The following is a 20,102-nucleotide window of genomic DNA, read 5'->3' as shown; positions in this document are numbered from 1 at the left end:
GCCTCAATGCGCGGACGGTTGACGGTTGCGTGCCACGATCTGCGTCGGATTGACGAAACGCAGCGCCAGAAGCAGCCAGACCAGCGATGTGACCATGTAGATGACCGCCATGGCGTCGATGGACTGCACGGAGCGGACCCCGGCGGCGAACACCGAATAATAGAGCGCGACGACAAGTGTCTGCGAAGTCGGCCCGGCGGTGAGGAAGGTCAGTTCGAACATCGCGACCGTGCGCACCAGAACCAGAAGCATGGCCGCGAGCACGCCCGGCATCAGCATGGGCAGAAGCACATGGACGAAGAGCTTGAACGTTCCCGCCCCGAACACCCGCGCCGCCGCCTCCACCTTCGGATCGATCTGCTCGATGAAGGGGATCATCACCAGAATGACGAAGGGTACAGTCGGCACGAGATTGGCGAGAACGACGCCCCAGAACGTGCCGCCCACGCCGAACTTGTAAAGCACGGTCGCCAGCGGAATACCGAAGGTTATCGGCGGCACCAGAAGCGGCAGCAGGAAGATCAGGAGCACAAGCTTCTTGCCGGGAAAATCACGCCGCGCCATGGCATAGGCTGCCGTCACACCCAAAATGCCCGACAGGATCACCACGGCAAAGACGACCTGAAACGTGACCAGCAGCACCTGATCGAGCTGGAATTCGGCCCACGCTGCCGCATACCAGCGCGTGGTGAACGCTTCCGGCAGCCAGGTGCCGAGCCAGCGCGTGCCGAAGCTCGAAACCACCACAGCCGTGATGACCGCAAGGACATTGAGCACGAAGAAGCCGGTCACGAGCCAGACGAGGGTGATCCAGAGCTTGGAAAGGACAGAAGTATCGCGGATCATGGCCTAACCCTTTCCGCCAGCGGTGGAACCGCGATAGAAGAGCGAACGAACGCCCAAGAGCGCGCCGACGACGAGCAACTGTACCGCCGCCATGATCATGGCGATGGATGAGGCCAAAGAGTCGTCATATTGCTCGAACGCCGCCTGTGCCGCGGCAATGGAGATCACACGGGTCGGTCCCGACGGCGCGCCCAGCAGCACGGCAGATGGAAACACGGCGAATGCCTGCACGAAGGTGAGGCAGGCCGCGACGACCAGCCCCGGCACCAGCAAGGGCAGCATGACATGGCGGAAACGCTGCCAGCTGTTTGCGCCATGGGTGGCGGCGGCGCGTTCCAGCGCGGGATCGATGCCGGTTATGTAGGAAAGCGTCAGCAGGAAGGTGAACGGAAACACCGTGATGACCAGCGATGCAAAGACGCCCCAGTAATTGTTGGTGAGCTTCAGCGGGCTGTCGATCAGGCCGATGGTGATGAGCGTGCGGCTGAACCACCCTTGCGGCCCCAGATAGTTGAGCAGACCTTCCGCGATCAGGACAGTGCCAAGCGTTACCGGCAGGACAAGGATCGTCGTCAGCAGGCGCTGGCGGCGCATCAGCCGCACGCGCATGGCAATGGGAACCGCGAAAAGCACGCTGATGATGGTTACAGGAACCGCCAGCCACAGCGTCGCGCCGATGGTCTTGTAGAGGTAGGGATCGGAGAAGAACTTGCGATAATTGGCCAGCGCCCCGCCGCCATCGAGCGGATTGAAGGACAGCACCAGCCCGTAAAGAAACGGATAGATGAACACGCCCACCACAAAAAGCAGCGCAGGCAGGATCAGAAGGGTGACGCCATCGAAGCCGCGATTGGCGAGGCGTTGCCGCAAGCCGGGCCTTAAAGTGGGCTTGAGGGAGGCGTCAGCATAGGTTTCGACTGCCATCGCTCAGCCCTCCGCCGGAAAGACCAGCGCATGGCCGGCATCGATTCCGAGCACGATGCGGCTGCCGGGTTCCACGCCCTGCGGCCCGTGAAAGATCAGTTCCATCCCGGTTTCGGTGCGCGCGGTGCCGACATATTCGCGCCCGCGATATTCGATGGTCTCGACGGTTGCCTCCAAGTCGTTGCGGTGGCCCGAACCGGACACGACATCATCGCCGCGCGCCATCAGCACGGCATCATCGCCCGGCCGAAGCTCATCCATCGCACGCCCGACGAGTTCGCTTCCGGCCACGGCAATGACCGCCTGCCCGTTTTCGACGCGCAGGACCTTGCCCGGCAAGGCGTTGCGGAAGCCCATGAAGGCGGCAACGTCGCGATAGCGCGGCTCTTCGTAAAGCTCGTGCGGCTTGCCCACCTGACGGATTTCACCGTCGCGCAGGACCACGATGCGGTCGGCAAGCGACAGGGCCTCGTCCTGATCATGGGTCACATAGATCGTCGTGGAGCCGAGCTGGTTATGGATGCGGCGGATTTCGGCGCGCATCTCAAGGCGCAGCTTGGCATCGAGATTGGAAAGCGGCTCATCCATGAGAACGAGAGGCGGCTCGATGACGATGGCGCGGGCAATCGCCACACGCTGCTGCTGACCGCCGGAAAGCTGTCCGGGCAGTTTTTCTTCCTGTCCCTGCAACCGCACCAGAGCCAGTGCGGCCCGCGCGCGCTTTTCGATCTTGCTCTTCGCCAGACCGCGCATCTTGAGACCGAAACCGACATTCTGCAGCACATTCATGTGCGGAAACAGCGCATAGTTCTGGAACACCATGCCGAAACCGCGATCCTCGGGCTTCAGCTGGTCCACGCGGCGGTCGTCGATAAAGATACCGCCGCCCGTCGTGCCAAGAAGACCGGCGATGCAATTGAGAGCCGTCGATTTTCCGCAGCCGGAAGGGCCAAGAAGCGCGATGAATTCGCCCTTGCGGATGGTGAGGTTGATCTCCCTCAGCGCATTGAAAGTTCCGAATGATCGGCTCATCCGGTCAAGCCGGAGTTCTTGAAAGGACATTGACGCAAACACCATGATTTGTTTGACGAGCATGAGCGTTTCCGGACGAGTTGCGGCTCGCCCGGAAATAGCTGCCGGCAGTCTCAGCCCCCGGCGACCTCTTCGTCCCAGCGGCGGAACGCGGCGACCAGCGCTTCCGGTTCGAGCGGCAGCTCGATCGGATTATTGGCGATCCAGTCGGCATATTCCGGACGGCCAAACTCGGCGATGATGTTCTGGCTTTCCTTCGGCGCCATTTCGATGGTGACGTCCTTCACCGCAGGCCCCGGATAGAAATAGCCGGCATCGTAGGAATAGGCCTGCTGGTCCGGCTTGAGCGCGAACTTGATGAACTCCATCAGGACCGCGACCTTTTCCTCTGAAACGCCTTTCGGAATGGCGAAATAATGCGCATCGCAGACCCAATGGAAGCCGTCGAGTTTGCTGACGCCCATCTCCTTCGGCACCACGCCGAGCGCACGCGGATTGATGTCCCAGCCGGTTGTCGTCACCGTCATGTCACGCGTGCCTTCGCCCAGTTCCTTCATGAGCGCGCCCGTGCCTGCGGGGTAATATTCGATATTCTTGTGCAGTTCCTTCAGATAGGCCCAGGTCTTGTCCCAGCCCTTGACCGGGTCTTTCGGGTCGCTGTCCTTCAGAAGATAGGGAAGCCCCATCAGGAAGGTGCGCCCCGGACCGGAATTGGCCGGGCGGGCATAGATGAACTTGTTCGGGTTTTCCTTAGCCCAGGCGAGCAGTTCTTCGGCGGTCTTGGGCGGCGTCTTCACCTTGTCGGGATGATATTCAAGCAAGGGGCCGGATGGATAATAGGAAACGACGACGCCCTTGCCCTTCGACATTTCCTGCATGCGCCATGCCGGTTCCAGATAGATATCCTGAAGCTTCGGCAAGCCGTTATCCGGCAGCGCGATGATGTCGGTCCATATGTCGTCGGCAAGCCCGGCGGAAAGCGCATCCGGCCCGACGATCACCATATCGATATCGATGCGGTTGGCGCGCTGCTGCGCCTTGATCTTGCCCGGCAGTTCCGGCGCGGGCGCCTTGTTGAAAGTGAAGCGCGAGACAAGCGCCTTCTGCTCGGCTGCGAAATTATCGAAGATCGGCTGGGTCAGCGCCAGATTGCCAGCGGCATCGATGACGTTGAGCGCCACCGGCGAGGACGGCAGTTTCGCCGACTGTGCCCACACGCCCTTCGGCAACATGATGCCCATGCCGGTCGCAATCCCGGCCCCCGCCATGAATGTGCGGCGTGAAATTCCCTTATTCATGTTCTCCTCCACTTTTTGGTTATCCGGTGCGCCCCTCTTCTCCCTGTCAGGACGCCCGGGTTTCATTTGTCAGACAATGCCATCGGTCTCCCAGCCGGAGACGATCTTGCGAAGCGTCTCGCGATCATTCGCTTCAAGCTGCGGCAATCCGGGAAGCCGAACTTTACCGACCTCAAGCCCTTGAATTTGCAATGCTTCCTTCACAACGGTCACATTGGCGCCGTTGCGGTATTTGGTGCGCATGGTCTCGAAATCGGCAATGCTTTCGACCACTGCCCGCGCCCTTGCGAAATCTCCCGCCTCCAGCGCATTCCAGACCGCAAGCGAACGCTTCGGCGCAACATTGACGAGGCCCGAGGTGAAACCGCGCCCGCCAAGGGCATAGAACGGCAAGGCCCAGCTTTCCGCCAGACCGCAGATCCATGTCGCATCCATGCCCTTCGTCGCCCGGCAGCACTCGAAGAAAAGCATCGTGTTCTGCGACGCAAACTTGACGCCCGCGACTTTCGGATGGGTGGCAAGACGCACCATTTCATCGAGCGGGATCAGGTCCGAGCGGATATAGGCAACGATGGGCAGGTCAATAGCTTCGGCAATGGCGACGAAGTAATCCACCTGCGCATGGGGCGCAGCAAAGGGATCGAGCGGATGGTGGATCATCACGCCATCGGCTCCCGCCTTGCCTGCCGCGCTCGCGACCCGGATCGCCTCACGCACCGAACGCCCGGCGGCAGCCGTTACAGCAGCCTTTCCGTCGACCGCGGCAATGGCAATCGCCTGCAGGCGAATGACTTCCTCCTCGGTGAGACTGTAGAATTCGCCGGTATTTCCACCCGTAACGATGTTATGAACACCTGCCTGCGCGATGCGCCCAACGATTTTTCCCGTCAGTCCGGCATCGATCTCGCCCCTTGCGTCATAGGCAGTCGCATGCACGCCCGAAATGCCGCGAAGCACCCGGCGGTAGCCCGCTAAATCCATTATTTCCTCCCAATGTACCGGTCAGAAGACCAGTTCGATATGCGTATCCCCCGCTTTCACGATATGCTCGCGCATCAGCCGCTCGGCCAGATCGCCGTTGCGCGCCGTAATTGCCTGCATGATCGCTTCATGTTCCTTGAACGACTGTCGGCGCACATCCTCCCGCGACAGGACAGTCACCCTTGCTGCGTGGTCGTACATGCGCTGCGCATTCTGCAACCGGCGCAGATATTCGCACCCCGAAGCCTCATGAATGCCGTCATGGAACTTCTCGTTCAGCTCGATCAGCAGATCGACACTGCCTGCCTCCACCGCCGCCCGCATTTCTTCGATCACCGCGCGCAGGAAACCAAACGCCTCCTCGCTGCCATGCTTGGCCGCCTGCCGCGCAATGATGCTTTCCAGCGCCGCGCGGGCAAGCGTCATTTCCTCGGCCTGCCGCGCATTGAACGATACGAACGTTCCGCGCCGCGCCTCGGTCCTGACCAGCCCTTCCCCTTCCAACTGGCGCAATGCCTCTTTCAAAGGGCTTGTGCTGATGCCCAGATCAGCCGCCAGCTGCCTCTCGTTCAGCTTCTCGCCAGACTTGATCCGCCCGGAAATGATCGCTTCCCGCAGATTGTCATGCACATGGTCTCTGAGGCTCTTCACCTTGATCGGAGAAAGGGGAGAAACGTTATCACCCAAGGTAGCACCTGCTTGTCACGAACTTGCGGCCCTGATCCTGAAACAGCGAATCTGATATGTCAATATCTGATACATCAGATATCAAAGAAACGCATCTTCCAACCAAGGGACGCAAAAAGACGGCGAACGCCGTCTTTGCCGGATAGCTTCATGCAGAATATGGGTGCGGTTTGAAACCGGCAGTCAAAGGGAGCGATTGTGCAGGTGGGCCTATTGCCCCGCCAGAGCATTTCCAGCAAAAGTGTGAAACGTCTACGCGGGGAAATCAGTTCACTGGACTGATTTCTAATCCCGCTTCGATGCGTTGGATAATGCGATAAAACAAATAGTTAGAGCGGTTTCGGCGTTCTGTCAGAACAGGAACCGCTCTAAGACTGATCCGGCCCGGCCTGCGCGATATGCAGGCGCTTGTAGCGCCCGTCTTTCATGGCAAGAAGCGTGCCATGGCTGCCCTGCTCGGCGATGCGCCCGCCCTCCACTACCAGAATGCGGTCGGCATTGACGATTGTTGCCAGTCGATGCGCGATCACCAGCGTGGTGCGGCCTTGCGAAAGCTCGGCCAGCGACTGTTGGATGGCGCGTTCTGTTTCCGTATCGAGCGCAGAAGTTGCTTCATCGAGGATCAGGATCGGCGGATTTTTCAGGAATATGCGCGCAATGGCCATGCGCTGCTTCTGCCCGCCGGAAAGCTTCACGCCACGCTCGCCGATCACCGTGTCGTAGCCATCCGGCAGATTGGCGATCACGCCGTCCAGCCTTGCACGGCGCGCAGCCTCGACGATTTCCGCGTCGGTCGCATCAAGACGGCCATAGGCGATATTTTCCCGGATGGTTCCGGCGAACAGAAACACATCCTGGCTGACGATGCCGATGTTTGACCGCAGGGATCTCAGGGTCATGTCGCGAATGTCAATGCCATCGGCAAAAATCGCGCCCTTCGTCACGTCATAAAAACGCGGCAGCAGCGAGCAGATCGTCGTCTTGCCCGCACCCGAAGGACCGACGAAGGCAATCGTTTCGCCCGCACGAATGGAAATGTCGAGACCGTCGACAATGGGGCGCTCCGCACTGTAGCCAAAACTGACGCCGCGATATTCGATATCACCGGTCAGGCGCGCAACCGCCTGCGCACCGGGCCGGTCGGCAATATCCGGGCGCGTATCGAGAAACTCCGTATAGCGCTGAAAACCGGCAATACCCTTCGGATAGGTTTCGATCACCGAATTGATCTTCTCGATCGGACGGAAAAACACATTGACCAGCAGCAAGAAGCCGACGAACCCGCCAGCCGTCAGCTCGCCGCGCACCACGAACCATGCGCCTGCCAGCATCACCACGACCTGCACGAAACGCATCGACAGGTAGGAAAGTGACATGGACGCCGCCATGATCTTGTAGGCGGCGAGTTTGGTGGTCAGGTATTTGTCGTTGCTTTCCGCGAAAAGCTGCCGCTCGTGGTCCTCGTTCGTAAAGGCCTGCACGACGCGGATACCGCCGACATTCTCCTCGATGCGGGCGTTGAAATCGCCGACGCGCCGGTAAAGCGCGTGCCAGGTGTTGGTCATGCGCCCGCCATAACGGGTGGTGACATAAGCCGAAAGCGGAACGATGACTGCGGTAATAAGCGCCAGCGGCGGATGCACCCAGAGCATTAGGATGAAGGCGCCGATGAGGGTCATGATCGCGATGAAGACATCTTCCGGCCCGTGATGCGCCACCTCGCCGATCTCTTCCAGATCCTTGGTCAGCCGCGCCACAAGATGGCCGGTCTTCTGGTTGTCGAAGAAGCCGAAGGAGAGCTTCTGCAAATGATCGAAAGCCTTGCGGCGCATCTCTGTCTCGATCTTGATGCCAAGCATATGCCCCCAATAGGTCACGATGACTTGCAGGAAGGCATTGAGAACATAAATGGCAAGCAGGCCAACCGCAGCAATGGCGATCACGCCGAGCTGGCCGGTCGGCAACAGCTTGTCGATGAAAAGCGTGACGGCAACCGGAAAGGCGAGCTCCAACAGGCCGGATGCCACCGCGCTGGAAAAATCCAGCGCGAACAGCCCACGATGCGGACGGTAATATCCGGCAAAGCGTTTCAGCAACCCAGCCATGGCGCGGCTCCCTCGAAATCAATCACAGGGTGCCTAACTCATTCATCTCCCTATTAAAAGGGTAATTTGACCAACAGGTTCAGGATTTGGATGCTTGCGCTGCCAGCCGCCCCATGATGCGGTCGTGGAAAATCATTCCCAGAGCCATCATCGCGACAAAGAGCCAAACCTGCGGCAACCCCATGGAAAGTGCGGACACGACGGGGCCGGGACAGAAGCCCGCCAGCCCCCAGCCTGCGCCAAAGATTGCGGAACCGACAATCAGCCGCCGGTCGATTTCGGTCTTTTCCGGCAGGTGGAAAGACTGATCGAGCACCGGGCGCGTCATGCGCCGCTGCAACATCACGCCGGGGATTGCCACCAGAAGAGCACCGCCCAGCACGAAGGCAAGGCTCGGGTCCCAATGGCCGCTGGTGACATTCAGGAAACCGGTCACGCGCGACGGATCGATCATGCCCGACAAGGACAGACCGAAACCGAAGATCGCACCGGCAAGCAAGGTCATGGAGAGGCGCGCAAATGCCGACTGTTTCATAGGAACGCTCCCGAAATGCTGGCGACCAACACGCCGGTTATGAGGAAAGTGAGTGTTGCGACAATCGAACGTTTGGAAAACCGTGCCATGCCGAGAATGCCATGACCGGAGGTACAGCCCGATCCCATGCGGGTTCCGATACCGACAAGAAGCCCCGCCACGACGATGACGGGCCAGGACATCGCCATCGTGACCAGAGGAAAGGAGCCATAGATTGCAGCGTAGATAATCGGCCCAAGAACGAGACCGACGACAAAGACCGCATTGGCTGGAATCTGCTTGCCACCCAGAAGCCGCCCGACGATGCCGCTGATGCCCGCGATGCGCCCATTGAAGACGAGCAGCAGGACTGCGGAAAGGCCAAGCAGCATGCCGCCCGCCAACGATTGCAGATAGGTGGCGATCATGACCGGACCTCCGGTGCACAGAAAATGCCGTAGAGCGCCTCGATCAGCTGTGCGGCCTTGGCTTCCGTCAGCCGGTAGAATATCTGCTTTGCTTCACGGCGGGTTTCGACTACGCCGGCCTCCCGCAACACGCCCAGTTGCTGCGACAGCGTCGGCTGACGGATGCCAAGCGTGTCCTCCAGTTCTCCGACCGAATATTCCCGTTCTGCAAGCGTGCAGGCCAGCATAAGCCGCGCCGGATGCGACAGCGTCTTGAGAAGTTCGGCAACCTCGGTTGCCCGCCCCTCCATCTCCGCCCGCGTCATCCTGTTTTCATCAGCGGGCGCAGAACCCGATATCGCATCCATCATACTACCTCATAATCAATATATAATTAAATATAATGTATAATGAAATTTGCAAGAGGGAGCGAAACAAAATACCGCCGTTCATTTCTGGACGGCGGCTTCGGGTCAGTGGCCGAGAAGTGACTGGACGGCGGTGAGTTCCGTCTGGCGCAATTCATGTCCGCCGGGATGCCAGACAAGTTCGACATCGGCTTTCTGGCGCTCGAAATAATGTGCCAGCGCTTCCGTCAGGTCAGGCGGACAGATCGGGTCCATCCGCCCGGCGGTCATGAGAACTTTCGCGCCTTCCAGCGCCGGATTATCCTTCGGCCTGAACGGCACCAGCGGATGCAGAAGTGCTGCCTTGTCGAACACCTTGCCTTTCTCGATCAAAAGGTTCGCCATGATATTGGCGCCATTGGAATAGCCGAGCCCGATCACTTCGGAGGGCTTGTATTCAGCCACAAGGCCCGCAATGAACCCGGCCATCTTGTCGGTGGCGCGGGCAAGGTCTTCCATGTCATAGACGCCCTCTCCCGTGCGGCGGAAGAAGCGCGCAGCGCCATATTCCGACACATCACCACGCGGCGACACGATGGTGGCAGCCGGCAAGAGCTGTTCCGCCAGACCGAAAAACTGGTTCTCATCGCCACCCGTACCGTGGAACACGATGAAGAGCGGAGCGCCCTTTGCACCGGCCTTCAGCCGGTGCTCATAGGTTTGTATGGTCATGTTCGTTTCCTCCCTGCGCCTCAAATCTTGTCGAGATGTTGTTCAAGATAACTGCGCAGATGCTGATGCTGCGTCGGCAGCTTCAATGCTTCACCGAGATGGGCCGTATCCTCGTCGCGGTCGAAGCCGGGTTCGTTGGTTGCGACCTCGAACAAAACACCGCCCGGCGTGCGGAAATAGATTGCCCAGAAGTAATCGCGGTCGATGACCGGCGTGACGTGATAGCCCGTATCCATCAGCGCCTTGCGCACTTCCAGCTGCTTCTCGCGATTTTCGACGGCGAACGCCACGTGATGCACGGAACCCGCACCCTGCTGGTTGCGGCCGACTGCTGGCAGGGTTTCCAGATCGATGACGCCCGCGCCATTGCCCTCCGGCATGATGAAGCGGCTGATGCCGTCTTTCGCATCGGACTTCTGGTATCCCATATATTTCAGCAGTTCGGCTGTGGCGCCCTCATCGCGAAGCCGCATCGAGACCGAATGAAAGCCACGGATGGCATGATCGGCATCGATCCCCTCATGCGCCCAGGGCGCACGCGGATCGTCCTTCACTTCGACCAGCGCAAAGCTGTCGCCGTCCGGCCCGCGGAAATGGATACGCTTTTCACCGAAAGCCTCGTCTTCGGATTCCACCTTGACGGCGGATTGCGCGAAGCGGTCCTTCCAGAAATCGAGCGAGCCCTGCGGCACGGCAAAGACGGTCGTCCCCACCTCCCCGGTGCCATCGCGTCCGCGCGGTATGCCGGGGAACGGGAAATAGGTCATGACGGTGCCGGGCGTGCCGACTTCATCGCCATAATAGAGATGGTAAACGCTCGGATCGTCGAAATTGACTGTCTTCTTGACGCGGCGCAGCCCAAGCACATCGGTGAAGAACCGGTTGTTGGAGCGCGCATCGGCGGCAAGCGAGGTGACGTGATGGAGGCCCTTGATCTGGTTAAGCATGGCGATCTCTCCTGTTGTGTTGCCGCTAATATAACCATCGCCATGGGACTTGAAATATTGACGATACTACACAGATTGTATCTGTTTCAGATACAGTGGCGAGCACCGGTGATTTCCATCTGGACGCAGCGCCCCTTGAACGTTTAGCTACCGCTAACCCAACACAGAAAGGTTTCCCATGGCATCCGGCTTGTTCGCACTTCTCGATGATGTCGCGGCCATTGCGAAGATGGCGGCAGCCTCGCTCGATGACGTTGCAGGACAGACGGCAAAGGCCAGCGCCAAGGCAGCGGGCATCGTCATCGACGATACGGCTGTTACCCCGAAATATGTCGTGGGGCTGAAGCCGGAACGCGAATTGCCGGTCATCTGGAAGATCACCAAGGGATCGCTGCGCAACAAGCTCGTCTTCCTGTTGCCGCTGGCCCTCATCCTCGGCTATTTCGCACCATCCTTCATCATGCCGCTGTTGATGATCGGCGGTGTCTATCTGGCGTTTGAGGGAACGGAAAAGCTGGTGGAATTCTTCATTCCGCACAAGGAGGAGGCGCATGAGGAAACCAAAGGCGCGACACCGGGAGAGATCGAGGAAACGACCGTCAGCGGCGCGATCCGCACGGACTTCATCCTGTCGGCGGAAATCATGGCGCTGACGCTGGCGGGACTTGGGCCTTCAAGCATTTATATGCAAGCGGCCATCCTCGCCGCCGTTGGCATATTGATCACCTTCGCCGTCTATGGGGTGGTCGGCATCATCGTGAAGCTTGACGATATGGGCGTTTCGCTTGTGCGCAACAGCCATACGGCTTTCGGCAGGCAACTCGGCAAGGGGCTTGTTGCGGGCATGCCCATCATCCTGAAGGTTCTGAGCACTGTCGGCACCATCGCCATGCTCTGGGTTGGCGGCAGCATCATCGTTCACGGGCTGGATTCCATCGGCATCCACAGCGTTGAAGCCTTCATCCATTCCATCGTTTCGCATCTGCCGACCGAAGGCACCCGTTTTGCAACCGCCTTCGAATGGATCGCCACGTCCTTCCTGCAAGCCGTGCTGGCCATCCTGATCGGCATTGTCGTGGTGATAGGCGTTCACAGCTTCAAATCGCTAAAGACCAAAGCCTAGAGCGCCGATCTGATTGCATCAGATCGGCGCTCTATCTGTTTGTTTCCACGCATGTCTTTATCCCGAAACCGGTTTCCACTTTCGGGAGACATGCTCCAACTTCAGGCCAGATAGCGCTTGAACCATTCAATGGTCCGGTCCCATGCGAGCTTTGCCGCCGCTTCATCATAACGCGGCGTGGAATCGTTATGGAAACCGTGATTGACGCCCGGATAGATATAAGCCTCGTAGGTCTTGCCGTTTTTCTTCAACGCCTCCTCATAGGCGGGCCAGCCCTCGTTGATGCGCGTGTCGAGTTCGGCATAGTGCAACAGCAGCGGCGCCTTGATACGAGGAACCTCATCCGCCGGGGCCTGCCTGCCATAGAAGGGCACGGCGGCGGCCAGTTCGGGAAAGGCAACCGCTGCCGCATTCGCTACACCGCCGCCATAGCAGAAGCCGGTAATGCCGACTTTTCCGGTGGTCAGATCGCTCTTCATCATGAAATCGACCGCCGCAAAGAAGTCGTTCATCAGCTTGGTCGGGTCGACCTGTTGCTGCAATTCGCGGCCCTTGTCATCATTGCCGGGATAACCGCCGACCGAGGTAAGGCCATCGGGCGCGAGCGCAATGAAACCAGCCTTCGCTACGCGGCGGGCGACGTCTTCGATATAGGGATTGAGGCCGCGATTTTCGTGCACCACCACCACAGCGGGCAGCTTGCCTTGCAGCTTCGCCGGTCGCACCAGATAGGCGCGCACATCGCCGTTTCCTTCCGGTGACGGATAGGTGATGTATTCGGGATGGATATCAGGATCGGTGAATTCGACCTGTTGCGCCATCGCATAATCAGGACTGAGCGAAGCCAGCAAGGCTGTTGCCGTCATGGTCCCGACCGCAAATTTTGCGGCCCGGTCCAGAAACTCGCGTTTGGTTATCCGTCCATGCGCATAGAAGTCGTAGAGTTCGAGAAGTTCCTGCGGGAAATCCTTCGCCGTCAGACGTGTCATGGTCAGCCCTTCCTCTCAAAGAAGGACAGTCTAGCACAGGGCTGACCAGCGTAAATGTGGGATGTCCCGCACGGGAAAATGTGCGGGACGAAGGCGATCATCGATAGACGATGCCGCCGTCCGTCAGGATGGCCTGGCCGGTGATATAGTCGGAATCCGGACTGGACAGGAAGGATACCAGAGCCGCAACATCGTCCGGTGTCTGGGCGCGGCCAAGTGCGATCCCGTCCACATATTTCTTGTAGGTTTCGCCCTTCGGCGCACCGGTGATTTCCGAGAAGCGTTCGTCGATCTCCACCCACATATCGGTGCCGACAATGCCGGGGCAATAGGCGTTCACCGTGATCCCGGCACTCGCATATTCCTTGGCGGCAGCCTGCGTCAGCGCACGCACCGCGAATTTCGTGGCCGAATAGACGCCCAGCATCGCAAACCCGTCATGACCGGCGATGGACGATGCATTGATGATCTTGCCCTTCTGGTTGCGCGCCTTGAACTTGGCGGCAGCCGCCTGAATGCCCCACAGAACGCCATCGACATTGATGCGGAAAATCCGCTCCACCTCTTCCGGCGTGACATCGGCTATGGGCTGAACCTGCGCAATACCGGCATTGTTGACGATGACGTCGAAACCGCCAAGCTCCTTCTCGGCATGATCAATCGCGGCATAGACGTCATCGCGCTTGCTGACATCGGCGGAAAAGGTGGATGCCTTGCGACCGAGCGCCTCGACTTCCTTCCTGACCGCATCCAGCTTGTCTTCCTTCAGGTCGACCAGCGCAATGTCGAAACCGTTCCTGGCCAATCGCAACGCGATGCCGCGCCCAATGCCCTGCGCTGCGCCCGTGACCAGAGCAACCTTTCCGTTTACCGACATGATTCATCCTTTCCTGAGGGTTGGTGAATGGCAATGCAGTGCATCCCATCAGCAAGATGGAACACGCATTTGCCCCGTCATCCCCAATCAACTCCCCCAAGGACCGGATTTCATTGATTGCGATCAAAATTGTCGAATTTAGCCCCCCGAACAAAAAGTCCGGCAAAAGCCGGACCTTTTTCGACGGGTTATATTTGGCGCGTCAGATACTGGGCTCGATCTTGCCCTTGCCCTTGGCTCCGCCCTTGTCCTTTGCGGTGAGCCTGTCGATATAGGCGAGAAACAGCGCCGAGAACACGAAGGCCAGATGGATGATGGTGAACCACATCAACTGGCCCGACGTATAGCTGGTCGCGTTGAGGAATATCTGCAGCAGATGGATCGACGAAATCGCAACGATGGTCGACGCGACCTTGATCTTGAGCGAACCGGCATCGATGGTGCCGAGCCAGTGCACCTCGTCGCCTGCCTGATCGAAGCGGCTGACGAAATTCTCATAGCCCGAAATGATGACCATCACCACGAGGCTCGCGATCAGCGCCGCATCGATGAGCCCGAGAACTTTCAGGATCGTGTCGGTATCATTCAGCGCGGTGACTTTTGTGGCAAAGTCGAACAGTTTTCCCACGAAGGATACGGCATAGATTGCCAGCGCGATGGCAAGGCCGAGATAGAAGACCACCAGCAGCCAGCGCGACGCCAGAATGATGTTTTCGATCAGGAGTTCAATTCGTTTCATCGATCCGTTTCCAGGTAATCATGCGGATACCTCTTAAAAAACATCGCGCTTTTGACAAGCGCGGGAGATATTGAATGATGTGCAAAAGTAGGAACGCGACCGCTTTCCTGCAATATCAGCTTTTGGCGTTTGCCTGTAGCAGTTCCAGCGCAAGCTCTCGCGCCCCGGCGGAAATGTCCGGATTGAAGATCAGCCAGTAGCCCTTGTCGCTCGTCTGCGACACCTCGCATGCGTGGACAAGCTGCCCGCGCTCCACGGCCCCATCGATCAGCCCGGCCCAGCCAAGCGCCACGCCCTGATCGGCAATGGCTGCCTCGATCACCAGATTATAGGTGTTGAAGACCAACCCGTAATTGCCGTCTTCAATATCTTCCCCGATAGCATCGAGCCATGACTGCCATGTGAACCAGCGGTCGCCCTGCAAGGTGTCGAGATGCAGCAGCGAGGCGGCACCCAGCCGCTTTCCGCCCGCAAACGGGCCATGCGCGGCAATATAGGCCGGGGAGCAGACCGGCACGACTTTTTCGCCGATGAAGGCTATGGCATCCTTTGGAAAGTCTTCGCGTCCGCCGAAGAGAATTGAAATATCCGCGTCACGCCGGTCGAGCGGCTGGAGCATAGACGACGCCATGATGCGCACGTCTACCTCCGGGTGCTTGGGACGGAACTGCGCGACGCGCGGCATCAGCCAGAATGTCGCGAAGCCGTAGTCGGTCGCAATACGCAATCCCGGTGCGCGCCGGCGGCGTTTGATCTGCTGCACCGCCTCATCGATTCCATCCAGACCGGTGCGCACCGCATCGTAAAGAATGCGGCCTTCGGGCAATATCTCGACGCCGCGGGCGCGCCGCGCGAACAGCGCGACGCCCAGACGCTCCTCGATGTGTTTTATCTGATAACTTACTGCCGGTTGGGTCATGCCGAGTTCACGCGCTGCAAGGGTCAGATTTTCCAATCGTCCCACCGCTTCGAAAACGCCAAGGCTGCCAAGGTCCCAGGATGGAGAAACCATAAAAACTTTCTATAGCTTCGATAAAAAATGAATGGGTTTCTCCTTAGCCTAAATGATGTTTTTCTTAAAGTAGGAATACGAGACATAATCGGTGTTAATTAATCAGAGGGGTCATCACATGCGCTTTTTCAAGATTGCGGCAATGGCATTCACTGCACTGACTGGGCTCTCAGGAGCGGCTTCCGCAGCCGATCCGGCAGCTTGCGAAACCATCCGCCTGTCCGATCCGGGCTGGACCGACATTACCTCCACCAACTCCATCGCCAGCGTTTTGCTGGAAGGTCTCGGCTACAAGCCGGATGTGAAGACCATGTCCGTCCCGATTGGCTATGAGGCGCTCAAGACCGGCAATCTTGACGTTTTCCTCGGCAACTGGATGCCCGCGCAGCAGAAATTCCGCGACGATCTCGACAAGGCGAAAGCTGCCGAAGTCATCGTGAAGAACCTCGAAGGGGCGAAGTTCACGCTTGCCGTGCCGGATTATGTGGCGAGCGAAGGCGTGAAGGATTTCACCGACCTTGCCGCCCATGCCGACAAGTTCGGCAAGGAAATCTACGGCATCGAACCGGGTGCGCCCGCCAACCAGAATATCCAGAAGATCATCGAGGACCAGAAATTCAAGCTCGACGGCTGGAAGCTGGTGGAATCGAGCGAGCAGGCCATGCTCGCGCAGGTGGACCGCAAGAACAAAGACAAGGATTGGGTCGTGTTCCTCGCCTGGGCGCCGCACCCGATGAACACAAAGCTGAAGATCGAATATCTGGCGGGCGGCGATGACTATTTCGGCCCGAATTTCGGCGGCGCGGAAGTCTACACGCTTGGCCGCACCGGATGGGCCGCGCAGTGTCCGAATGCGGCAAGCTTCTTCAAGAACCTCGTCTTCACCGTCGACATCGAGAACGAGTTGATGGGCAAGATTCTCGACGGCGGTGCGGAGGGCCCCGCAGCGGCGAAGGAATGGCTGAAGGCGCACCCTGACCAGATCGACAAGTGGCTTGCGGGCGTCACCACCTTCAAGGGCGAACCGGGCGCGGAAGCCGTCAAGGCAAGCCTCGGCCTCTGATCCTGACAAGCAAGACCTGCAAGGCGGGCGTTTCGGCGCCCGCCCTTTCGCGTTTCCACACCTGCCAACGGTTCCGCACAATGAAAAAGCCGAATATCCTCATCCTCATGGTCGACCAGCTGAACGGCACCTTCTTTCCCGACGGTCCGGCCGAATTTCTCCACGTTCCACATTTGAGAAAGCTGGCCGAACGCTCGACCCGTTTTGCCAATTGCTACACGGCGAGCCCGCTTTGCGCCCCGGCGCGCGCATCGTTCATGTCGGGTCAGTTGCCGTTCCGCACCGGCGTCTACGACAATGCGGCGGAATTTTCGTCGGAAATCCCGACCTATGCGCATCATCTGCGCAACGCCGGCTACCAGACGGCGCTTTCCGGCAAGATGCATTTCGTCGGGCCGGACCAGCTCCACGGTTTTGAACAGCGGCTTACAACCGACATCTACCCGGCGGATTTCGGCTGGACGCCGGATTATCGCAAGCCCGGCGAGCGCATCGACTGGTGGTATCATAATCTGGGCTCGATCACCGGAGCAGGTTCTGCCGAAATCACCAACCAGCTCGAATATGACGATGAAGTTGCCTATCAGGCCGAAGCGAAGCTCTATGATCTGGCGCGCGGCCATGACGAGCGGCCATGGTGCCTGACGGTCAGCTTCACCCATCCGCACGATCCTTATGTGGCGCGCAAGCGCTTCTTCGATCTCTATGCGGACATTCCCGAACTCGATCCGCAGATCGGACCGCTGCCAGAAAGCGAGATCGATCCGCACACCGAGCGCCTGCTTAGGGCTTGCAAGGCGGAGGACTACGATCTGACCCGCGAACAGGTTCGCACGGCGCGGCAGGCCTATTTCGCCAATATTTCCTACGTGGACGAGAAGATCGGTGCGCTGCTCGATGTGATCGAGCGCTGCGGCATGGCGGATGACACGATTGTCGTCTTCACCTCCGACCATGGCGACATGCTTGGCGAGCGCGGCATGTGGTTCAAGATGAGCTTCTATGAAGGTTCCGCCCGCGTTCCTTTGATGATCGCCGCGCCGCAATTGCAGGCTGGCCGCGTGGACGCGCCGGTCTCCACGCTCGACGTCCTGCCGACACTGGCAGACCTTGCCGGCATCGACCTCAAGGGCATCATGCCATGGACCGATGGGGTTTCACTGACAGACGTTGCATCAGGTTCCGCCGAACGCGGCGCGGTGCCTGTGGAATATGCCGCCGAAGGCACGGTCGCGCCGATGGTTTCGCTGCGCGACGGCGACTGGAAGCTCAACCTGTGCCGCGCCGACCCGCCGCAACTTTTCAACCTCGCCGACGATCCTGACGAGCTGCGCAATCTGGCGGAAAATCCGGAGTTCAAGGCAGTTCTGGATAAGCTTCTGGCCAAGGCGGAACAGCGCTGGAATCTGGACCGCTACGATGCCGATGTTCGCGCCAGCCAGGCCCGCCGCCACGTCGTCTATCCGGCGTTGCGCAACGGCGCCTATTATCCATGGGATTACCAGCCGCTGCAAAAGGCGTCCGAGCGCTACATGCGCAACCACATGGACCTGAACGTGCTGGAAGAAAACCAGCGCTTTCCGCGCTGAATTATGAAGCGGGGCCGCATGGCCCCGCCTGCTCCAGTTCCTACTGTTCCGAGAACTCCAAAACCGTGCCGCTGGCATTTTCCGGCAGCACGGCGATGCCTGCCGGTGTCGGCACGTGGGAAACACCATTGGCGTCAAGCACGCCACGTGCCTTGTCCAGCGATGCAACGCGGATGCGCAGGGCGGCAAAAGCATTGCCCGGCGTCTGGCCGAAATCCACACCGGGATAGAGCGCGGCTGCTTTTTCCCCGGTCACAACCCATATGTCTGCCGAACGAGGGCCTGTCGAAACCTTCCACCCGCCATCCTGTGTCTCGGCCTTGCCGTCCGCGAAAAGGCGAGCAAACCCCTTGGCGGCTGTTTCCGGATCGGATGAAATGGCAATAATGGCGGAAAGGCCGTTCGCACCATTTGCATGTTCGATCAGCTCCGGCAGCCAGACTGTCTCACGGGTCTTGTGCTGGCACATGAACACCATGCCTTGCGGCACTTCGCTTTCCGCAAAGGATACGGTTTCAAAGCCCGCCACACCCTCGCCGCCACCCGGCAGTTGAACCGGCCGCTGGAACGCGCCGACCTCGCCTGTCCCGATGCCGAGCGCACCCAGTTCCGCCTTGGCGTCGCGCGCATTGTCGATGCGGCAGGCAATGGCGTGGAGGCCCTCGCCCTGTGCCGCCAGCTTCTCACGCTGATGCAGATTGCCCGGCGTCTCGGCAACGATGCCAAGCAGCTCGAAATAATCCTCCGGGAACATGATCGTGTAGTTGCCGGTTCCCTTCTCCTTGCTGTGGAGCCCGCGCGGGCTCAGCGTGAATCCGAAACGGCGATATTGCGCAGCACTTTTCTCCAGATCCCCGACCAGCAGGAAAATATGATCGACGCCTTTGACCGGATGAGACATGCAAAACTTCCTTTTACTTCTTGGTCGGAGCCAGAACGATCTCGTGGATCGTAACCTTGGGATTCATATTGGCAACATAAAGTGCCGTTTCAGCCATATCCTCGGGCTGGATGACCTCATCCATGCGGGAGAGATCGAAGCCCGGACGGCGCGCCAGAAGCGGCGTCGCCACCTCGCCGGGGCAAAGCACGGTCGACCGGATGCCGTTCTGCCCTTCCTGCGCATTGAGGCTGGCGCTCAGATCGTTGAGCGCATGTTTGGACGCGCCATAGGGAACGCCGCCGCCGGGCGCAGAAAACCGCCCCGCCCATGACGATGTGTGGATCATCAGTCCGCCGCCCTGCGCTCGCATCGGCGTCAGGGCAGCCGCAATCACGTTGATCGCTCCCTTGATGTTGATATCGATGACATCATCCCATGAATCGAAATCGATATCCGCCCAGCTGCGGCGCGGAATATTGAGGCCCGCATTGTTGCAGAGCACGTCAAGACGGCCTGCCCATTCAACGATAGCTCCGGCCGTAGCGGCAATCGCCTCCCGATCGAGAACATCCGCCGGAAATATCTGCGCCTTGCCGCCATCCGCGACAATTTCCTCGGCAATCGCTGCCAGCGCATCCGCCTTGCGGCCCGTCAGCGCCACCTGCCAGCCCTCGCGTGCGAACCGCCGCGCCATTGCGGCGCCGATGCCGGAGCCTGCACCGGTGATCCAGACCGCACCACGCTCACTTTTGCCCGAACTGGCGCTCTGGTCGTTAGAAATCTGGCTCATAGGCAAACTCCGTCGTAAAAAATTGACATTTATTAACCCGGTCTGGTCGAGAAATTTTACCAATTTTGCCCGACATATTAGTTTATCTTGACAATATCGCCACGGAATCTAGCATATCAATGCTTGCATACAATAAAGACCCTCTGAAGCGGCATTTCGTTGCAATTTCAGGGGCTTGAACAATATTGGGACGTGCGGGAAAAGAGGCTTGAAAGCC

The 20,102-nt window shown here is 59.1% G+C and carries 21 protein-coding genes; 3 read left to right on the top strand and 18 right to left on the bottom strand.

What is annotated here, in order from left to right:
- Nucleotides 1-3: 3 nt before the first annotated feature.
- From J9800_RS00510 to J9800_RS00455, 12 genes are all read right to left on the bottom strand, one after another.
- Nucleotides 4-846 carry an ABC transporter permease gene (locus J9800_RS00510; RefSeq protein ID WP_112588776.1) on the bottom strand — a complete coding sequence of 281 codons (843 nt, stop codon included), beginning with the start codon at nt 844-846 and terminating at the stop codon, nt 4-6.
- 3 nt (nt 847-849) lie between these two features.
- Nucleotides 850-1,770 carry an ABC transporter permease gene (locus J9800_RS00505; RefSeq protein ID WP_114215163.1) on the bottom strand — a complete coding sequence of 307 codons (921 nt, stop codon included), beginning with the start codon at nt 1,768-1,770 and terminating at the stop codon, nt 850-852.
- 3 nt (nt 1,771-1,773) lie between these two features.
- A complete protein-coding gene (locus J9800_RS00500) occupies nt 1,774-2,847 on the bottom strand; it encodes an ABC transporter ATP-binding protein (RefSeq protein WP_205315904.1) in 1,074 nt (357 codons plus the stop codon).
- 68 nt (nt 2,848-2,915) lie between these two features.
- Nucleotides 2,916-4,070, bottom strand: a complete 1,155-nt coding sequence (locus J9800_RS00495) for an extracellular solute-binding protein (RefSeq protein ID WP_286167460.1) — start codon at nt 4,068-4,070, stop codon at nt 2,916-2,918.
- Between the two features lie 99 nt (nt 4,071-4,169).
- The gene (locus J9800_RS00490; RefSeq protein WP_114215165.1) at nt 4,170-5,081 is read right to left on the bottom strand and encodes a dihydrodipicolinate synthase family protein; all 912 of its coding nucleotides are present in this window, start codon (nt 5,079-5,081) and stop codon (nt 4,170-4,172) included.
- A gap of 21 nt (nt 5,082-5,102) precedes the next feature.
- Nucleotides 5,103-5,711, bottom strand: a complete 609-nt coding sequence (locus J9800_RS00485; RefSeq protein ID WP_114215167.1) for a GntR family transcriptional regulator — start codon at nt 5,709-5,711, stop codon at nt 5,103-5,105.
- A gap of 425 nt (nt 5,712-6,136) precedes the next feature.
- Nucleotides 6,137-7,873 carry an ABC transporter ATP-binding protein gene (locus J9800_RS00480; protein WP_114215168.1) on the bottom strand — a complete coding sequence of 579 codons (1,737 nt, stop codon included), beginning with the start codon at nt 7,871-7,873 and terminating at the stop codon, nt 6,137-6,139.
- A 79-nt stretch (nt 7,874-7,952) separates the two neighbouring features.
- The gene (locus J9800_RS00475; protein ID WP_114215169.1) at nt 7,953-8,408 is read right to left on the bottom strand and encodes a YeeE/YedE family protein; all 456 of its coding nucleotides are present in this window, start codon (nt 8,406-8,408) and stop codon (nt 7,953-7,955) included.
- On the bottom strand, nt 8,405-8,815 hold the full coding sequence (locus J9800_RS00470) for a YeeE/YedE family protein (protein WP_114215170.1): 411 nt from the start codon (nt 8,813-8,815) through the stop codon (nt 8,405-8,407). The genes J9800_RS00475 and J9800_RS00470 overlap by 4 nt, the downstream gene beginning before the upstream one ends.
- Nucleotides 8,812-9,162 carry a sulfite-sensing transcriptional repressor BigR gene (gene bigR / locus J9800_RS00465; RefSeq protein ID WP_114215238.1) on the bottom strand — a complete coding sequence of 117 codons (351 nt, stop codon included), beginning with the start codon at nt 9,160-9,162 and terminating at the stop codon, nt 8,812-8,814. Before bigR ends, J9800_RS00470 begins: the two co-directional genes overlap by 4 nt.
- 105 nt (nt 9,163-9,267) lie before the next feature.
- Nucleotides 9,268-9,873, bottom strand: coding sequence for an alpha/beta hydrolase (locus tag J9800_RS00460; protein WP_114215171.1), 606 nt, complete (start codon nt 9,871-9,873; stop codon nt 9,268-9,270).
- Between the two features lie 20 nt (nt 9,874-9,893).
- Nucleotides 9,894-10,820 (bottom strand): VOC family protein, encoded by a 927-nt coding sequence (locus J9800_RS00455; protein WP_114215172.1) that lies wholly within the window; start codon nt 10,818-10,820, stop codon nt 9,894-9,896.
- 178 nt (nt 10,821-10,998) lie between these two features.
- On the opposite strand from J9800_RS00455, the gene J9800_RS00450 reads away from it, so the two are divergent.
- On the top strand, nt 10,999-11,943 hold the full coding sequence (locus tag J9800_RS00450) for a DUF808 domain-containing protein (protein WP_114215173.1): 945 nt from the start codon (nt 10,999-11,001) through the stop codon (nt 11,941-11,943).
- Between the two features lie 101 nt (nt 11,944-12,044).
- Here the strand turns inward: J9800_RS00450 and yghX are convergent, their stop codons facing one another.
- The 4 genes from yghX to J9800_RS00430 all read right to left on the bottom strand — a co-directional run bounded on the left by yghX (nt 12,045) and on the right by J9800_RS00430 (nt 15,560).
- A complete protein-coding gene (gene yghX / locus J9800_RS00445) occupies nt 12,045-12,932 on the bottom strand; it encodes a YghX family hydrolase (RefSeq protein WP_114215175.1) in 888 nt (295 codons plus the stop codon).
- A 97-nt stretch (nt 12,933-13,029) separates the two neighbouring features.
- A complete protein-coding gene (locus J9800_RS00440; protein WP_114215176.1) occupies nt 13,030-13,809 on the bottom strand; it encodes an acetoin reductase in 780 nt (259 codons plus the stop codon).
- 202 nt (nt 13,810-14,011) lie between these two features.
- Nucleotides 14,012-14,548, bottom strand: coding sequence for a TIGR00645 family protein (locus J9800_RS00435; protein WP_114215177.1), 537 nt, complete (start codon nt 14,546-14,548; stop codon nt 14,012-14,014).
- A gap of 115 nt (nt 14,549-14,663) precedes the next feature.
- A complete protein-coding gene (locus J9800_RS00430; RefSeq protein ID WP_210845380.1) occupies nt 14,664-15,560 on the bottom strand; it encodes a LysR substrate-binding domain-containing protein in 897 nt (298 codons plus the stop codon).
- Between the two features lie 118 nt (nt 15,561-15,678).
- Between J9800_RS00430 and choX the strand changes: the two genes are divergently transcribed.
- Together choX and betC are read left to right on the top strand one after the other, a co-directional pair.
- Complete coding sequence (choX, locus tag J9800_RS00425; protein WP_114215180.1) at nt 15,679-16,623, top strand: choline ABC transporter substrate-binding protein; 945 nt, start codon at nt 15,679-15,681, stop codon at nt 16,621-16,623.
- Nucleotides 16,624-16,703: 80 nt separating this feature from the next.
- Nucleotides 16,704-18,212 (top strand): choline-sulfatase, encoded by a 1,509-nt coding sequence (betC, locus tag J9800_RS00420; protein WP_114215182.1) that lies wholly within the window; start codon nt 16,704-16,706, stop codon nt 18,210-18,212.
- A 40-nt stretch (nt 18,213-18,252) separates the two neighbouring features.
- On the opposite strand, the gene J9800_RS00415 is transcribed toward betC, so the two are convergent.
- Nucleotides 18,253-19,113 carry a VOC family protein gene (locus tag J9800_RS00415; protein WP_114215184.1) on the bottom strand — a complete coding sequence of 287 codons (861 nt, stop codon included), beginning with the start codon at nt 19,111-19,113 and terminating at the stop codon, nt 18,253-18,255.
- Between the two features lie 13 nt (nt 19,114-19,126).
- Nucleotides 19,127-19,885, bottom strand: a complete 759-nt coding sequence (locus J9800_RS00410) for an SDR family oxidoreductase (protein WP_114215186.1) — start codon at nt 19,883-19,885, stop codon at nt 19,127-19,129.
- Nucleotides 19,886-20,102 lie beyond the last annotated feature (217 nt).

Source organism: Ochrobactrum sp. AP1BH01-1, from assembly GCF_018066705.1.
Taxonomy (GTDB): Bacteria; Pseudomonadota; Alphaproteobacteria; order Rhizobiales; family Rhizobiaceae; genus Brucella.
Note: the sequence above shows the minus strand (reverse complement) of the source record. Positions and strands in the feature narration are given on the sequence as shown.

Coding starts and splice junctions, on each gene's coding strand:
- J9800_RS00410 (WP_114215186.1), bottom strand. CDS start 19,885: ATGAGCCAGATTTCTAACGACCAGAGCGCCAGTTCGGGCAAAAGTGAG.
- J9800_RS00500 (WP_205315904.1), bottom strand. CDS start 2,847: ATGGTGTTTGCGTCAATGTCCTTTCAAGAACTCCGGCTTGACCGGATG.
- J9800_RS00510 (WP_112588776.1), bottom strand. CDS start 846: ATGATCCGCGATACTTCTGTCCTTTCCAAGCTCTGGATCACCCTCGTC.
- J9800_RS00490 (WP_114215165.1), bottom strand. CDS start 5,081: ATGGATTTAGCGGGCTACCGCCGGGTGCTTCGCGGCATTTCGGGCGTG.
- J9800_RS00415 (WP_114215184.1), bottom strand. CDS start 19,113: ATGTCTCATCCGGTCAAAGGCGTCGATCATATTTTCCTGCTGGTCGGG.
- J9800_RS00430 (WP_210845380.1), bottom strand. CDS start 15,560: ATGGTTTCTCCATCCTGGGACCTTGGCAGCCTTGGCGTTTTCGAAGCG.
- betC (WP_114215182.1), top strand. CDS start 16,704: ATGAAAAAGCCGAATATCCTCATCCTCATGGTCGACCAGCTGAACGGC.
- J9800_RS00505 (WP_114215163.1), bottom strand. CDS start 1,770: ATGGCAGTCGAAACCTATGCTGACGCCTCCCTCAAGCCCACTTTAAGG.
- J9800_RS00480 (WP_114215168.1), bottom strand. CDS start 7,873: ATGGCTGGGTTGCTGAAACGCTTTGCCGGATATTACCGTCCGCATCGT.
- J9800_RS00455 (WP_114215172.1), bottom strand. CDS start 10,820: ATGCTTAACCAGATCAAGGGCCTCCATCACGTCACCTCGCTTGCCGCC.
- yghX (WP_114215175.1), bottom strand. CDS start 12,932: ATGACACGTCTGACGGCGAAGGATTTCCCGCAGGAACTTCTCGAACTC.
- bigR (WP_114215238.1), bottom strand. CDS start 9,162: ATGGATGCGATATCGGGTTCTGCGCCCGCTGATGAAAACAGGATGACG.
- choX (WP_114215180.1), top strand. CDS start 15,679: ATGCGCTTTTTCAAGATTGCGGCAATGGCATTCACTGCACTGACTGGG.
- J9800_RS00440 (WP_114215176.1), bottom strand. CDS start 13,809: ATGTCGGTAAACGGAAAGGTTGCTCTGGTCACGGGCGCAGCGCAGGGC.
- J9800_RS00450 (WP_114215173.1), top strand. CDS start 10,999: ATGGCATCCGGCTTGTTCGCACTTCTCGATGATGTCGCGGCCATTGCG.
- J9800_RS00470 (WP_114215170.1), bottom strand. CDS start 8,815: ATGATCGCCACCTATCTGCAATCGTTGGCGGGCGGCATGCTGCTTGGC.
- J9800_RS00435 (WP_114215177.1), bottom strand. CDS start 14,548: ATGAAACGAATTGAACTCCTGATCGAAAACATCATTCTGGCGTCGCGC.
- J9800_RS00475 (WP_114215169.1), bottom strand. CDS start 8,408: ATGAAACAGTCGGCATTTGCGCGCCTCTCCATGACCTTGCTTGCCGGT.
- J9800_RS00460 (WP_114215171.1), bottom strand. CDS start 9,873: ATGACCATACAAACCTATGAGCACCGGCTGAAGGCCGGTGCAAAGGGC.
- J9800_RS00495 (WP_286167460.1), bottom strand. CDS start 4,070: ATGGCGGGGGCCGGGATTGCGACCGGCATGGGCATCATGTTGCCGAAG.